Source organism: Fonticella tunisiensis (assembly GCF_004364155.1).
GTDB lineage: Bacteria > Bacillota > Clostridia > Clostridiales > Caloramatoraceae > Fonticella > Fonticella tunisiensis.
The window spans coordinates 14,981-30,773 of sequence record NZ_SOAZ01000018.1 but is presented as its reverse complement, the minus strand read 5'-3'; the positions used below and the strand labels follow the sequence as shown (position 1 = coordinate 30,773).

Genomic DNA, 15,793 nt, shown 5'->3' with positions numbered 1-15,793 from the left:
TTTGTATCATTATACAAAAATCTTTTCTCATTTTCTACAGCAATTCGCTAACAGATTTTTCATATTTCTTTTAAAACGAACACAGCCCACATAATATATAAGATTTTAGACTTATATATTATGTGGGCGAAATCTCACTGCCTGCTGCATTTATTTTTTATCCTAATTTGTACTATTAATATGCTTCAATACAATCTTCTTCCATTATCCTAATTCTTGATAAAGTTCTATAACTCTTTTGTTTAAAATGGGATGCATAAAATCCGGTGCAATGTCACAGAGAGGCTTTAAGACAAATTCCCTGTTATGCATATCCGGATGTGGCACCTTAAGGTCCTCCTCATTATAAACCTCGTCATTATAGAAGATTATATCCAGATCTATTATCCTGGGTCCCCATTTAAATTCCCTAACTCTTCCAAGGCCTGCTTCGATATCGAGAAGTTCCTTCAATACCTCCCTGCAGCTTAAGCTGGTTTCTACTTCTATTACACCATTTATAAACGGCGGCTGATTTTTATAGCCATAGGGTTCTGTTTCATATATCCCGGATTTTTTTATTATACTCATGCCCCTCTGTTCAATTAGACTCAATGCTTCATCTACCGCCTTTCTTCTGTCACCTATATTGCTTCCAAAGGCAATATACACTCTATTCATTTTAACACCTCAATCATCAGTGCAGCCCTTTTGTTTTCCTTTACATCATGGACTCTAACCATCTCAACTCCCTTTAGTGCTGCAAAGCAGGTTACAGCGATGGTTCCCTCAAGCCTTTCCTCGGGGGGCAGGTTTCCAAGGGCAATTCCTATACTTGATTTCCTTGAAACTGCAAGAAGCATTGGTAAATTGTAAACCCTTAATTTCTCTATATTTTTTATAAGTTCTATGTTATGCTCAAACTTTTTCCCAAAACCTATTCCAGGGTCAAGAATAATCTTATTGAGGTCTATATCCTTTGATACTGCATAGTTAACCCTTTCTTCAAAATAATCCTTTACTTCCTTTACAACATCTTTATATTCGGGATTGTCCTGCATATTTTTAGGAGTGCCCTTAATATGCATTAGAATTACTGGAACCTTGTACTCCCTTACCACTTCAGCCATATTCTCATCAAATTCCATGGCACTAATATCATTTATAATATCCGCACCAGCCCTTATAGCCTCTTCGGCGGTCTTTGCCCTGTATGTGTCGACGGATATAAGAATGCTGCTGTTTATTTTTTTAATCTCTCTAATTAGAGGTATAACCCTTCGTATTTCCTCCTCCGTGCTTACCGGGTCTGCACCCGGCCTTGTGGATTCTCCTCCAACATCGATAATATCCGCCCCTTCTTCTATCATCTTTTTTACTTTTGCGATGGCATCCTCAAGGTCCACTACCCTTGAATCCTTATAAAAGGAGTCATACGTGGCATTAATTATACCCATTATTTTCATTCTATCAAAATTATATCTTCTTCCATCCCTCAAAGTTATATATCTCATATCTCCACCTTCTTTTCCGTATATGCAAAGGCATTGTGGTTGTGTATACTTTCCTGGCTTTCAACATGAACACTGTACCACTTAACCCCCTGGTAGTTCTCAAGCCTTATGGCTACATCCCTTGCAGCATCTTCAACGAACTTTGGGTTCATGTAAGCCCGTTCGGTTATCCATTTTTCATCAGGCCTTTTAAGAAGGGAGAATATCGGGGTACTTGCACTTTCCTCGGCAATCCTTACGATATCCTCAATCCAGATGTCCCTATCCACTTCAACATTTATGTGTATAGTTGCCCTCTGATTGTGGGCACCATAATCACTTATTTCCTTGGAGCAGGGACAAAGAGTACTTACTGGCACGACGATGCCCATAACAAATTTAAAATCCTCTCCCTTTTCACAATCAAAGCTGCACCTGACGTCATACAGAGATGGAATTTCAGTTACAGGAGCCTTTCTTTTTATAAAGTAGTCAAAATCAATCCTGCAGTGGGCAACCTTTGCTTCAAGCCTCTGCCTTAGATTTTCAAGCATAGTTTCGATATCCCCTAAAGACAGCCCCTTCATCTCTTTGACAGCTTCAACGAACCTGCTCATGTGGACTCCCCTGACATCGTGCGGAAGGTCGACGGAGAGTTCCATTTCCGCTACCGTGTGTTGAACTTCATCATACTTATTCATAACCGTTACAGGCCATTTCAAATTTTTAATTCCAACTTTTTTAAGGGGTATATTTCTCAAATCCTTTTCACTCTGCAAGTCTCTCATGGGCTTCCCCCCTGTATATAACTCCACTGGTTTTTGTTTCCCATACCTCTACCTCGTAGAGCCTGCAGTTGCTCCTTTTCAATACCTCCACAAGCTCATTCCAAACATAAACAGCTATGTTTTCAGCGGTAGGCTGTGAAATAATATCGTTAATATAGGCATGATCAAATTTATCTACAACCTTTTCCTTAACAATCCTTTTTAGTTCCACAAAATCAAAAACCATACCCTCGCTGTCCGGTGTTCCCTCAAGCTTAACCACTAATTTATAAGTATGTCCATGCAGCCTCTCACACTTTCCGTGGTACTTCACAAGATTATGGGCTGCATCAAATTCAAACTCCTTAATAAGTATCATATTCCTCACTCCATTGCGTCATTTTAACAAGATTATACACTATTTTTTCTAAACAGAGCAAATAAAATAGAGATGATTCGTATAGCCGACCTTTCCCTGTGGGGAAGTAATGTTAAATATAAGAACTATGTATTAACTTGTTGTGCTAGTTCTTTTTTAATAAGCTGCGATAAAAAATATATTGCTCTCACAACTACGCTTGCGCACAGAGGTTCTAAGGCTTGGGATTTGAAAAATGATTTGCCTGTATATCCCTTTCTCATATTCCTCGGTGTATCCTTGAATATATATACTCCATATTATTGATAATAATATCTTTTCCGCTTATTTCACTGTGGGATGGAATAATTGCTTCAAAATTTAATTTTAAATAGTTTTTCAGCGTAACTATATATGTTTGAAGTCCATTCCACTGTAGAAATGGAGTGGGCCTCTCAAGGTTATCCCCTGCATATAAAATCTTATCCTCCATATCAAAGCAGGAGGCTGAATCCTCTGTATGCCCCGGACTGTAGAAGAATTTAACTCCATCCTCTACAAAATCCATTTGGCTGTCAAAGGTCAGGTTTGGAGGTACAAGTTCTACCTTGCCCCTGTGAAAATCTCTGTACTCACAAAGCTCTCTATGGCCATTTTCTACTATTCTTTCCCTGCACAGCCTATGGGCTATAATCGTGTTTGTTTTAAAGAAGCAATTTCCCCATATATGGTCCCAATCGGAATGGGAGTTGAAGACTATAATGGGCCTTTTATCAAAATTTGCTTCAACATATGACATAATTCCCTTCATAGGCTCAGGACCTAAATAGGTATCGCATATAAAGATATGCCTTCTACCCCTGATAACATATACGTTTGTTATACATCCAAACCCATCCTTCAAATCGTCGAATGTAAATATCATTCCTCTTTTACCAATCCTCTGGATCTTCATAGGTACCTCCAAAACATTATTTTAACAGCCTTGCCCTCTTAATAGAATCAAAGCCATACTTCTCCTTGATTGTATCAAGGGCCCTTTCAAGCTTTTCCTCCTTTTTAATACTGCTTCTATCTCCTGCCATATCGAATAACGAAATCTGCTTCATGCCATCCTCTTCAAGGCCTCCAATACCTATGCCAATTAATCTTATTGGTCTTGTTCCATTCCAGTTGTCCCTAAGAAGTTTAACCCCTGTTTCATATATTTCCCTTGTTAAATATGTTGGTGCCACTGATTTTTGTCTTGTTATAGTTTGAAAATCGCTATACTTTATTATGATATAAACCGTTTTCCCCTTATAATCCTGTCTCCTTGCCTCAAGCCCTACCTCCTCAGAAAGCTCAAGTAATATAGTCTTTAAATATTCCATATCGATGGTATCCTTCGGAAGGGTTGTAGATCTGCTTATTGATCTATTGTCATGATGTGGATTTTCTTCAACGGGTGAATTATCTATTCCGTTTGCAAGCCTGTGAAGTTCCTCTCCGTATTTTCCAAACTCCTTTATTAAAATTCCAATGTGACATTTTGCCAAATCGCCTATTGTATATATGGAAAGGTTGTTAAGCTTTCTCTCTGTCTGCCTTCCAACGCCGTACATATCTCCGACCTTAAGGGGCCACATCTTTTCCTTTATATCACTCCGCCAAAGCTCCGTTATTCCAAGGGGCTTTTTCATCTCCGACGCCATCTTGGCAAGGAACTTATTTTCCGAAATACCTATTGAACACCATAGGTCAAGCTCATTTTGTATATCGCTCATAATTTTTTCAGCGATTTCCACAGGTTTTCCAAAAAGAGCCTCGCAACCTGTTAAATCAAGCCAAGCCTCATCTATGCTGTTTTGTTGTATTACAGGGGAATATCTTGAAAGTATATTCATAACCTTTCTCGACATACTATTATAATAGGAATGATCCGGCTGCACAAAAACTATATCCGGGCAAAGTTTTGCCGCCTCATGAACGAGCATTGTCGTCTTAATCCCATATTTTCTTGCATCATAATTTGGTGAAAGTATAATTCCACTTCTATTTTTAGGGTCCCCCGCAACAGCAGCAGGCCTACCTTTGAGCTTTGGGTTTCTTGCCATTTCACAGGCTATGTAAAAGGCGTTCATATCAACAAGAAAAACAAGCCTTCTCATATCCTCACCGCCCAAATATTTTTCACTTCAAATTATACCAATAAATAACGGCGCTTCACAAGGCACGTGCAGCTGTATACGGTCCCTTTAACGATTTTTATATATTTTTTATCAACCCCCAGCCCCTGAACTAGCTATACATGAAATAAATTTCACCACAAGATTATGAAAAACGTTTTGCAGTACCTAAGCGGAGATAAAAAATATATGAAATTCACATAAAGCGGGCAATTAGAAGTTCTTGGCGAAGGGATACAGAAAAATCCTAGAACTTTCGTGACTTAAGAGAAGCGAGTTTAACGAAAGTTCTTGATTTTTCAAATCAAAAGCCATAGAACTTCTTTGCTAAGCGTACTGGTGAATGAAATATATTTTTTATCGCAGCGCCGGTCTGTACATGCTTTCTACTTTTATTCCAATGAACTTTTCAGAGTAGCACAACGGATTAAATCAATCTTTCTGTGAAACTTTTACATTAATCCACATAATGGTAGAATATAAATAAAACTTATTAGCATGGAGGTGCTTGCATGGAAAAATTTAATGAAAAGCTTGATAAATATGCTGAGCTTGCTGTAAGGGTTGGTATAAATATACAGCCAGGCCAGACCCTTGTGATAATGGCCCCCATTGAATCAGCTGATTTTGTAAGACGGGCTGCAAAAAAGGCCTATGAAGCAGGTGCTAAAAATGTCCATGTTGAATGGAGTGACGAGGAGCTTACTCTTATAAAGTTTATGAATGCCCCCGATGAGGCCTTTAAGGAATATCCACTTTGGAAGGCCAAGGGCTACGAGGAAATGGCAAAGGAAGGTGCAGCATTTTTAAGCATCTCGGCCTCAAATCCTGACCTTTTAAAAGACGTTGATCCTGAAAGGGTTGCCACAGCAAACAAGGCAAGGGCTCAAGCTCTTCAGGAATATAGAAAGTACATACAGGCAGGAAAGGTAAGCTGGGCAATAGTATCCGTTCCTACAGAGGAATGGTCGGCTAAAATTTTTCCGAACCTTTCTAAAGAAGAAAGAATTGAAAGTCTCTGGGAAAATATATTCAAGGTTACAAGGGTCGATACGGAGGACCCTGTTAAAGCATGGAAGGAACATATAGAAAATCTCAATAATAAGCTCAACTATTTAAACAATAAAAAATTTAAAAAGCTTTACTACAGAGCTGAAGGTACAGACCTTATAATAGAGCTTCCTGAAAAACATATATGGACAGGGGGAGGCCTTACAAATGAAAAGGGTGTTTACTTCGTTCCCAACATGCCAACGGAAGAGGTGTTTACAGTGCCCTTAAGAACAGGTATAAGCGGCACAGTTAGAAGTACAAAGCCACTAAACTACGGAGGAAACGTCGTAGAAAACTTCACCCTTACCTTTGAAAATGGGAGGATAATTGATTTCACAGCAGAAAAGGGCTACGATACCTTAAAGAGGCTTATAGAAATCGATGAGGGTTCACACTTCATAGGAGAGGTTGCCCTTGTACCGCACAATTCTCCTGTATCGAATTCCGGAGTGATCTTCTACAACACGCTGTTTGACGAGAATGCTTCCTGCCACCTTGCAATAGGCTCTGCATATCCTCTATGCATTGAGGGTGGGGCTGAAATGTCGAAGGAAGAACTTGAAAAAAACGGTGCTAACACAAGCCTAATCCACGTTGACTTTATGATAGGCTCAAAGGATCTGGATATTGATGGAGAAACTGCAGATGGTAAAAGGGTAGCTGTATTTAGAAAAGGAAACTGGGCATTTTAGCATATAGAAATTAAAATAGAAAATCTTCGATGCATCATATATAAACTATTCCAAGGAGGTACTTCATTTGAATCGTTTAAGGAATAAACTCGTTGAAATCGATAGAAAAGGATATAAAGCATATAAGGAAATTACTGGTACCTATAAAGGGGATGATTATCTTCTTCATATAGACTATGTGCAGCCTGATCCATTTGCCAACCCCTCCAGAATAAGAGTAGAACTTCCAAAGGACGTAACAAAATACAAGGAAGAATGGTACAATTTAAAACATAGACGGATAGCCTTTGAGGATTTTCTAACACGGCAAATGGTAATAAAGCTTAAAGGCTTTAAACAGGATAGAAGTGGTACAGGGAAAAGCGGTTTGATATTCATTGATAGACCCGGTCAGGAGGTTCTTGAAAGGACATCCGTAAAGGTAGGGTCTAAGGGAGTTGAAGTTCGTCTTTCCATAGGTCTTCCCGCCAGCGGAAGAACCATACTTGGAAGTAATGCAGAGGAGCTTTTGTGCAGGGTAATACCCTCATTAGTTAAGGATGCCCTTCTTAAATTCGATGAAAGGCTTTTGATGAAGCATTTAGTCCTGTCCGACAATCAAAATGCCATAAGAAACTTCTTGAGGGACAACAATTATGTCTGCTTCATAGGAAACGATTCAATACTTCCAAGGGAAAGCGGCATAAGCGACCTTCCACTTAAAAACGGCAGGGCAGTCCCCTTCCATTCGCCCTCTTCCCTTGAAATTGAAATACCCCTGCCCGATGGCAGTTCAATAAAGGGAATGGGAATACCTGAAGGTGTAACCCTTATAGTGGGAGGAGGATATCACGGAAAGAGCACACTCCTCAACGCAATAGAAAGGGGTGTCTATAACCATATTCCCGGAGATGGAAGGGAATATGTGATAACCAACGATACCGCATTTAAAATAAGGGCTGAAGACGGAAGAAGGATTGAAAAGGTAAACATATCACCCTTTATAAATAATCTTCCCTTTGAAAAGGATACAACAAGGTTTTCAACGGAGGATGCCAGCGGAAGCACCTCCCAGGCGGCCAATATAATTGAGGCCCTTGAGGCAGGATGCAAGGTTTTGCTCATAGATGAGGATACAAGTGCTACCAACTTCATGATAAGGGATGCAAGGATGCAGCAGCTTGTAAGCAAGGATAAGGAACCCATCACCCCATTTATTGACAGGGTAAGGCAGCTTTATGAGGAGCATAAAGTGTCAACAATACTTGTCATCGGAGGCTCAGGTGACTACTTCGACGTTGCCGATAATGTAATCATGATGGATGAATACATACCCTTTGATGTTACATTGAAGGCAAAGGAAATATCAAACAGCATAAAAAATATGAGAAAGTCCCAAATAGATGATAATTTTAATTACATCACTCCGCGCTATATCAAAAAACAGGGTCTTAATCCCTTGGCGGATAAAAAGGAAAAGGTGGATACGAAGGGACTCCATACTATTATCTACGGAACAGGTATAATAAACCTTTCCTTTGTAGAACAGCTTGTAGATGAAAGCCAGACCCGCTCAATAGCCTATATGATAAGATACATATATAACAAACTGCTTAAGGACTCTGCCCCCCTTCATGACGTTATAGATATGCTGTATAGAGACATAGATGAAAAGGGGCTTGATATCATCTCGCCCTACTTTGGAAAGCATCCGGGAGACCTTGCCCTTCCAAGAAAACTTGAGCTTTCCGCAGCAATTAACAGAATGCGCAGCCTGCAGGTAAAGTAAAAAATAAACTGCTATCCTTTAGGTAGCAGTTTGTTCAGATTGTTGATAAACCACATGATTTTCAAAAAATAATTAGGCTAACGCCCATGCAATCTTTTTCATATTCTGCACTGCCGCAGTAAGTAAGCATTACTTACTGCGGCTAATCCATGGAAGCAGAAGTAGCAATTTATAGTCATTTCCTTTACAAGTTTTTTATCACGGAGTTTTATTATATAATCATAGCAGTGGATTTTTTTAGCTTTTCATATAGTATGCAAAGATAGCAATGTATACAATAGGGGCGATAAAAAATATATGAAATTCACATTTTCAAATTCCTCGCCTTAGAACTTCTTTGCCAAGCATGCTGGTGTATGAAATATATTTTTTATCGCAGCATCGGCCTGTAGACATTTTTTGCTTTTATTCCAATTGGCTTTTCAGAATAACACAACGCGTTAAATTATGTTTCGAAGGGAGCAATTACTATGAAAATAATTTGCATTGGTGACAGTTTAACATATGGATATGGAGTTAACAAAGGAGAGTGCTGGGTTGATCTTTTGAAAAAGAAGCTCGATGCAAATATTATAAACAAAGGTCAAAATGGAAATACAACCACCGATATGCTCTTCAGGTTTGGGGAGGATGTTATTTTTCAAAAACCTGATAGAGTTATCATAATGGGAGGAACAAATGACCTTCTAAATGGATATGACCATAAACATATAATCCCTAAAGTCAAAATTATGATAGAAGAAGCTATAAAAAACGATATCCTGCCAGTGCTTATAATTCAAATCCCGGTTTATCCTGATATGTCAAAAAAATACTGGTCCTCCTATCCGGACTACAATAGGATAAACTATGAACTTCAAGAATATAGAAAGTGGGCACTTAATTATGCCCATGAGCAGAATATACAAATAATCGATTTTTATAAAATTTTTATGGAATATACCCACAACAATTTTGAAGGCTGTTATATAGATGGAATACATCCATCTGCTGAGGTACACGAGCTTCTGTGCAAAAGCATAGATTTAATATAAATTAACTCGTTGTGCTAATTCAGGTACTGAGGATCGATAAAAAATATATGAAATTCACATTTTTCAAATCCGAGCCTTTGGAAGTCCCCTTACAGGGTCACTCATATCGTCTTTAACATCTACTACAACTGGGTTTTTCTCCTTGTTTTCTTTTCTTTCCTTATATTCCCTTCTTCTTTTTTCATCCCTCGTTGGCATAGAATCACCTCTCAAGCTTTATGGTGCCCATAAATAAGAATTTAATGTATAACGGCTTTATTGAAAGAATATCTATATCATTTAAAAAGCCTACGGAAGTTTTCCGTAGGCTTTTTATTATAATCCTGCAATCTTTTTAATTTGTTCCTTAAGCTGATCTGACTTTGGCCCAAATATAGCCTGAACGTTATTTCCAACCTCAAGCACACCTGCTGCACCAAGGGCCTTAAGTCTTTCCTTATCAACATTTTTAATATCCTTTACGGATACTCTAAGCCTTGTAATACATGCATCAAGATGAGTAATATTTTTCTTTCCACCCAGCGCTTCAAGAATGTTTCTTGGAAGGTCGCCTGCCGTATCTGCGGCTGCCTCACTCTTTGCTCCAACTTCATCGTCTTCACGTCCTGGAGTCTTGAGATTAAAGGTTCTTATGGCAAACCTAAATCCGAAGTAGTAAATTACCGCAAATACAAGTCCTACAGGAATTACAAGCCACCATGCTGTTCTATTTGGTATTACACCAAAGAGTATGAAGTCTATTACACCACCTGAGAATGTCATACCTATTTTGACATTTAGCAATTGCATTACCATAAATGAAAGTCCTGCAAATACTGCATGCACTGCAAAAAGGGCAGGTGCAACGAATAGGAATGAAAATTCAATTGGTTCTGTAATACCTGTTAAGAAGGATGTAAGGGCTGCCGATGCCAATATACCTGCAACGAACTTCTTCTTTTCAGGCTTTGCTTCATGATACATAGCAAGGGCCGCTGCTGGAAGACCGAACATCATAAATGGGAACTTACCAGTCATGAAGGTACCTGCTGTAAAAGGTACACCGTCCTTAAGCTGTGCAAAGAATATCTGCTGGTCCCCATGTACAATCTGTCCTGCCTTTGTTGTATATTCTCCAAACTGATACCAGAATGGATTGTAGAATATATGGTGAAGTCCAAATGGAATTAATGAACGTTCAATTAAACCAAATATGAACGCTGATAATGTCTGGTTAGCATCTATCATGGAACGTGAGAATGCATCAAGTCCATGCTGTATTGGAGGCCATACCCATACCATCACAATACCAAGAAGTATTGATGCTGCCGCAGTAACTATTGGAACGAACCTCTTTCCTGCGAAGAATCCAAGGAATTGTGGCAGTTCAATGTTATAGTATTTTTTGTAGAGCGATGATGCCAAAATACCTACTATAATACCTCCAAATACACCCGTTTGAAGGGTTGGTATACCAAGAACGCTTGCATAGGCTGGATTCTTTGTAGCCAGCGTATTTGCCGTTATATTAGCAACTACGCTCATTGTCTTATTCATTATAAGAAATCCTACTATGGCCGCAAGACCTGCAACACCTTCTCCTCCCGCAAGTCCTACAGCAACACCCACTGCAAACAGGAGTGGAAGGTTACCAAATATAATATCTCCAGACTGCTCCATAACCCTTGCAACCAACTGAATCCATGATGCATTAAATGCTGGAGCCTTTGCAAGAAAGGCAGGGTTTTGGAACATGTTGCCAAAAGCAAGCAGAATACCTGCAGCTGGCAGGAGAGCAACTGGAAGCATTAATGCTTTACCAACTTTCTGTAATGTACCAAAAGCCTTCTTTGACATATGTCTTTCCTCCTTTTTTTATTTTTTAATTCCAAATACAACACAAAAAGGCATGAGTAAAAGTTTATACAGATGAATGTATCATAATAATATGATACCCATCATACTTAACCTTTTACTCATGCCTGATCGAATCAGTAACACGTAAAATCGCATTTTGTGTCGTTTTTTTGTTTTACACTTCAATTATATTATGGTATTTTTTGAAATGCAAGAATTTTTGATGTTAAATATTTTTAATAAATATTGCAATTATCACTACCAACCTTGGTAGAGAAGTTCCAAGGCTTGGGATTTGAAAAAGACAGCCGTTTTAGAGGGTGCCCTTTTCAGTGATTCTTATACGAGTCAGATGACAATAATTCCGTATTCATAAGCTTGTTATTTTCATAAACTTTTCTATAGGTCTTATAGATGGTTTTTCCATTCGACTGCACCGTTTCACTTTCAATTTCGACCCTGCGCTCTGGATGTTCATTGAATCCATAAAAATTTACAGTGATTTGTCTGTCATTTACAATGGTCTGTATATATATTGGATAATTAGTTGTATTTTTAAATTTAAGATCCGGCCCTCCTCCTGATATAGCAGCATCCCTTCCCAGGGGAACATAACTCACAGAAAGACTGTGGGGATGTCTTTCCACTATCTTCAGGTTTGCCAGAAGTGCCACATTGTAAATGGTAGTTGAAACCTGGCATATACCTCCTGCAAGATCAGTATCAACCTTGCCATTGTTAAATACAGGGGCCTCCTTATACCCTCTCGCCGCTGTTCTTGGCCCTATAGCCTTATCTGCTGAAAAAACCTCCCCGGGAAGCAGAAGGGTTCCATTAACATGGCTGGCAGCTATTTTTATATTTGTTGTCCTGTTAGGATTATTTGATAAATATGTTGTAAAGCTTGCTATCTTTTGATTTACCTTTGAAAGAACCTCTGATTTAAGTTTTGGCTCAATGGTAGTTACAGGTATATCTATACTTTCTTCTCTCGACATTAATGCATCTTTAATGAGCTTTTTAAGCTTATCATCTTCAACGCGCCTTCCTACCACTTCCTTTGTCACTTCAAACCTGTCCCCTTTAAAAAGCAATTTTGCATTTACCGGCTCTCTGTTTATCTTTTTTGAAATACTGCTCAAGAATTCATCTATGGTCCTACTATCATAGGAAAGACTAAGTTCTATATTGTAGTCGTTGTTTTTTGAAATAATCCTGTCCAAAGTTCTTTCAATAATATTTTCGCCATCTTTTCCATGTGAAAATGCCTGTTCAACAGCTTCCTCTATATTATAGTTTAGACTAAAATCTTTGTAGCTTTTAGAAAAAACATTGTTTTCATATTTTAAAACTATTTTTTTGTCCTTAAGAGGCTCGTTGTATTTTTTCTCCAGCATTTCCTTTGCATAGGCCTTGGACAAAAGCCCAACACCTTCTTTGTTTATAGATACACCCTCAGGTATTAGTTTGTCCAGGAAAGTAGCGATTTCAAGAGGTATGTAAATTATAATGAATAAACAAAGAGCAGCAATTGACAGGTAAATACTTACTTTTTCCCCTTTGCGCAATTTCATTTTCCCTCCCTTCGTTTGCTACTATAAAATTTATTAAATCTACCAAAAAATTATGCTTTAAAAAGTAAATTCCAGAGCGAAAATATGCTGAGGAAGGAGGGACAGTTAATAAATCTTTGTAAATTCTAAAGGTATTAGATCGCCATAGAGTTCTATATAATAACCAAAATATATGCGCATAATATAAAAATCAGCACCAGATTTGCCCTTTTAAGATATTATAATAATACAGCTTTAAAATTCGGGAAGGTTTAATATGAAAACGAACGATTTTCTTCAGAAGATATATGAAATAAACCCTGAAACCGGAAACTATATAATTGAAATATCCCTTGATACCTACTCCGACATATTTAACGATTGGGACCACTCAACAATAATGAAAAGGGATTTAAATCCTGATTTAAGCGAGTTTCTCAATGGATGTTCAGCGGATATTCCTCTAAGGTATGGAGTAGACATAGTTTTTTATATTTCAAATCAGGCCCGCAACAGGGAAGTTGAGGAAAAGATTACTCAAAAACTCAAAAACTATTATTCCTTTTATCTCAGGTCACATAAGAGATTATTAAAGGATTATTATAAAAGAACCGTTGTCTATGCTGGTGCATCCTTTTCCTTCCTTGCAGCATCCATATTTTTAGAAAACATACTTCCTGAAAGCATTTTCTTTGAAACCTTGCTTGAGGGGCTTGATATAGGTGGATGGGTTTTTTTATGGGAGGCTATATCATTTTTTTTCTTTAGAAGAAAGAAAATATTAAATACGATAAGAGGATATGAACGCTTTGTCAATTCCTCTGTTTATTTTAGATATGAGGGTAAGGTAAGATAGTATGTTTCACACTTTCAATTGTCCCTTTAGCGATTTTAGGTGTTAATTTTCTATGAAGATTATAATTTCCCGGAAGAATTTTTTTCTCCCGGGAATATTTTCAGCTGTCTTTCCATTCCATTTGCAAATTTTGATGCTAGCTTTTTTTACCCTCTGTAATGTCGGCGGGTTTCTGCAGACTGTCGCTTACATAATCGATATATATCTTGTTATTTTTATCGACGGCAGCATAATAAATATCTTTAATATCCTTTACGCCCATCATTTTTAACTGCTCCAATAGCCATTTAACTGATAGATTCCTTTTCTTCAAATTTTCATATATTATGTTTCCGGTTACGATAATATCCGTATTCAGCTCCTCCTGATTTACAGATAAATGTAAATCCTCTACCTTTATGTTTTCCTTCTGTGCAACTTTAACAACGCTTATTTCGCCTGTCGTCTCCAGGATTGCATATTTAACATCAGCAATGTTAAAAACATCCTTCTTTCTCAGCAGATGGGTTAGATCATCTATGGTGTAACAAAATCTCTCCAAATTCTTTTCCAATATTCGCCCATCCTGTATAACCAGCACCGGCTCGCCCTGTATAATTTTTGCTGCATTTCTGTTCTTCAATGAGATATGGGACATTAAATACGTTAGGGCTCCAAATAAAACAAGTCCTACGAAATGGGGCCAGCTTTTTTGCCCAAGGTCAGTTGCTAAAGTTGCAGCAATAGAACCAAAGGTAATGCCGTTTATATATTCAAAAACAGTAAGTTGAGCCATTTGCTGTCGGCCAAGTATTCTTGTAATAAATAATATTGAAAAAAATGCTAAAAGAGTCTGAAGTGCCACTTCGATCAGTGTTTTCATAATTTTCACTCTTTCGTATATAGTATTTTATTTGCTTAATAATAATAATGTGAAGCAATCTATCAAAAATTATACAGGAGGAATTGTAATGGAATTGTGGATTAAAGCCATTTTAACATTTGCATTTATTATTATTGGATTTGTTGTTTTATATTTTCTACATAAAAATAAAAGAATATAAAGACAATCTGTCAATATTTTCAATCAATGGTAAATAAAGAAATAATATTTTTAATAAATTTGATAAAAATAATTTCAGTGACACTAAATCAGGAGGATGGTATTTATGACGGTTGGTTCAAAAGTTAAGCAAACTTTAGCAAATTTAAAGGGAATAGAAAGCACATTAAGAATTTATTCAATACAAGGTAGGAATGAAGATGAAAGAAGGACCTTTGAAGAAGCTCTTCAGACAACTGCAAAAGTTATAAGCGATTTAGAATTGAGAATGAAAACATTAGAATATGAGGAACCTCAATATAAGGGTTTCTAAGCGAGGGGATATGAATGCCAAATTGGATTATGATATTGCTGCGATCATCCATATTGTTTTTTCTAACCGTTCTATTAATCAGAATTTTAGGTAAAGTCAGCCCTTCAAGGATGACTCCTTTCAAATTTGTTAACTATATGGTAATTGCCTTTATTGTTGCCTTGATATCAACAAATATAATTATAAATCCAATCTTGGGATTTATTGCTCTTGGCGTATGGACTTTATATACGATAGCATTAGATTATTTATCCATCAAGAGCAAATGGATACACGACTTAATAAATGGCAAAGAAACCGTTTTAATCAAAGATGGTAAAGTAATGGAGGAAAATTTAATTCAGGTGAGGTTAACAGGGGAGGAACTTTTAAGGGAGCTGCGCTCTAAAAATGTATTTAATCTGGGCGATGTTGAGTTTGCAGTCATGGAATCAACCGGAGAGATAAACGTTTTATTGAAGTCTGACAGAAAACCAATAACTGCCCATGATCTTCAGAGAAAGGTCGATCCTAAGTCTGAACCTCAAACTGTAATACTCGATGGGAACATACTTGATGAATCGCTGTCAAATATGGGGTTAAACAGGAATTGGCTTGATACTGAGCTGCAAAAAATGGGAGTTTCACTTGACAATGTTTTCATAGGGCAGGTTGATTCATCAGGAGATTTATACGTTGATCTTTTTGACGACACCTTACAGGTTCCTCAGCCCAAGGTCAAAGAGCTGCTTTATGCTAATTTGGAAAAGAGCCAGGCGGATCTTCTATCGTTTGCATTGGAAACGGAGGATCGCAATTTAAAGTCTATGTTTTCAAAGGATGCAGATAAGCTTAAAAAAGTTATGGATAAACTAAAACCCTACTTACTACGCTAGAAGGTG

The 15,793-nt window shown here is 37.6% G+C and carries 16 protein-coding genes; 6 read left to right on the top strand and 10 right to left on the bottom strand.

Annotated elements, in window-relative coordinates; genetic code table 11:
• Positions 1-204 precede the first annotated feature (204 nt).
• From folK to EDD71_RS10395, 6 genes are all read right to left on the bottom strand, one after another.
• Positions 205-660, bottom strand: coding sequence for a 2-amino-4-hydroxy-6-hydroxymethyldihydropteridine diphosphokinase (gene folK / locus EDD71_RS10420; protein WP_133628681.1), 456 nt, complete (start codon positions 658-660; stop codon positions 205-207).
• Positions 657-1,493 (bottom strand): dihydropteroate synthase, encoded by an 837-nt coding sequence (gene folP, locus EDD71_RS10415; protein ID WP_133628680.1) that lies wholly within the window; start codon positions 1,491-1,493, stop codon positions 657-659. The genes folK and folP overlap by 4 nt, the downstream gene beginning before the upstream one ends.
• Positions 1,490-2,260, bottom strand: a complete 771-nt coding sequence (gene folE2, locus EDD71_RS10410; protein ID WP_133628679.1) for a GTP cyclohydrolase FolE2 — start codon at positions 2,258-2,260, stop codon at positions 1,490-1,492. Before folE2 ends, folP begins: the two co-directional genes overlap by 4 nt.
• Positions 2,241-2,618, bottom strand: a complete 378-nt coding sequence (gene queD, locus EDD71_RS10405) for a 6-carboxytetrahydropterin synthase QueD (RefSeq protein WP_133628678.1) — start codon at positions 2,616-2,618, stop codon at positions 2,241-2,243. The genes folE2 and queD overlap by 20 nt, the downstream gene beginning before the upstream one ends.
• Positions 2,619-2,877: 259 nt before the next feature.
• Positions 2,878-3,552, bottom strand: a complete 675-nt coding sequence (locus EDD71_RS10400; protein WP_133628677.1) for an MBL fold metallo-hydrolase — start codon at positions 3,550-3,552, stop codon at positions 2,878-2,880.
• 16 nt (positions 3,553-3,568) lie between these two features.
• Positions 3,569-4,747, bottom strand: a complete 1,179-nt coding sequence (locus tag EDD71_RS10395; RefSeq protein ID WP_133628676.1) for a DNA polymerase IV — start codon at positions 4,745-4,747, stop codon at positions 3,569-3,571.
• A 530-nt stretch (positions 4,748-5,277) separates the two neighbouring features.
• On the opposite strand from EDD71_RS10395, the gene EDD71_RS10390 reads away from it, so the two are divergent.
• The 3 genes from EDD71_RS10390 to EDD71_RS10380 all read left to right on the top strand — a co-directional run bounded on the left by EDD71_RS10390 (position 5,278) and on the right by EDD71_RS10380 (position 9,312).
• The gene (locus EDD71_RS10390; RefSeq protein WP_133628675.1) at positions 5,278-6,510 is read left to right on the top strand and encodes an aminopeptidase; all 1,233 of its coding nucleotides are present in this window, start codon (positions 5,278-5,280) and stop codon (positions 6,508-6,510) included.
• 67 nt (positions 6,511-6,577) lie between these two features.
• Positions 6,578-8,278 carry an ABC-ATPase domain-containing protein gene (locus EDD71_RS10385; protein WP_133628674.1) on the top strand — a complete coding sequence of 567 codons (1,701 nt, stop codon included), beginning with the start codon at positions 6,578-6,580 and terminating at the stop codon, positions 8,276-8,278.
• A gap of 470 nt (positions 8,279-8,748) precedes the next feature.
• Positions 8,749-9,312, top strand: a complete 564-nt coding sequence (locus tag EDD71_RS10380) for a GDSL-type esterase/lipase family protein (protein WP_133628673.1) — start codon at positions 8,749-8,751, stop codon at positions 9,310-9,312.
• Positions 9,313-9,375: 63 nt separating this feature from the next.
• On the opposite strand, the gene EDD71_RS15940 is transcribed toward EDD71_RS10380, so the two are convergent.
• The 3 genes from EDD71_RS15940 to EDD71_RS10370 all read right to left on the bottom strand — a co-directional run bounded on the left by EDD71_RS15940 (position 9,376) and on the right by EDD71_RS10370 (position 12,722).
• Positions 9,376-9,510, bottom strand: coding sequence for a hypothetical protein (locus EDD71_RS15940; RefSeq protein ID WP_279233023.1), 135 nt, complete (start codon positions 9,508-9,510; stop codon positions 9,376-9,378).
• A gap of 117 nt (positions 9,511-9,627) precedes the next feature.
• Positions 9,628-11,148: a glucose-specific PTS transporter subunit IIBC gene (gene ptsG, locus EDD71_RS10375; protein WP_133628672.1), complete on the bottom strand. Its 1,521-nt coding sequence runs from the start codon at positions 11,146-11,148 to the stop codon at positions 9,628-9,630.
• A gap of 329 nt (positions 11,149-11,477) precedes the next feature.
• Positions 11,478-12,722 (bottom strand): VanW family protein, encoded by a 1,245-nt coding sequence (locus tag EDD71_RS10370; protein ID WP_133628671.1) that lies wholly within the window; start codon positions 12,720-12,722, stop codon positions 11,478-11,480.
• A 256-nt stretch (positions 12,723-12,978) separates the two neighbouring features.
• Between EDD71_RS10370 and EDD71_RS10365 the strand changes: the two genes are divergently transcribed.
• Positions 12,979-13,557 carry a hypothetical protein gene (locus EDD71_RS10365; protein ID WP_133628670.1) on the top strand — a complete coding sequence of 193 codons (579 nt, stop codon included), beginning with the start codon at positions 12,979-12,981 and terminating at the stop codon, positions 13,555-13,557.
• 136 nt (positions 13,558-13,693) lie between these two features.
• Here the strand turns inward: EDD71_RS10365 and EDD71_RS10360 are convergent, their stop codons facing one another.
• The gene (locus tag EDD71_RS10360; RefSeq protein ID WP_133628669.1) at positions 13,694-14,419 is read right to left on the bottom strand and encodes a YetF domain-containing protein; all 726 of its coding nucleotides are present in this window, start codon (positions 14,417-14,419) and stop codon (positions 13,694-13,696) included.
• Between the two features lie 286 nt (positions 14,420-14,705).
• Here EDD71_RS10360 and EDD71_RS10355 point away from each other — a divergent pair, with 286 nt between their 5' ends.
• Positions 14,706-14,912 (top strand): DUF1657 domain-containing protein, encoded by a 207-nt coding sequence (locus tag EDD71_RS10355; RefSeq protein ID WP_133628668.1) that lies wholly within the window; start codon positions 14,706-14,708, stop codon positions 14,910-14,912.
• A 14-nt stretch (positions 14,913-14,926) separates the two neighbouring features.
• A complete protein-coding gene (locus tag EDD71_RS10350; RefSeq protein WP_133628667.1) occupies positions 14,927-15,787 on the top strand; it encodes a DUF421 domain-containing protein in 861 nt (286 codons plus the stop codon).
• The last annotated feature ends 6 nt before the right edge of the window (positions 15,788-15,793 follow it).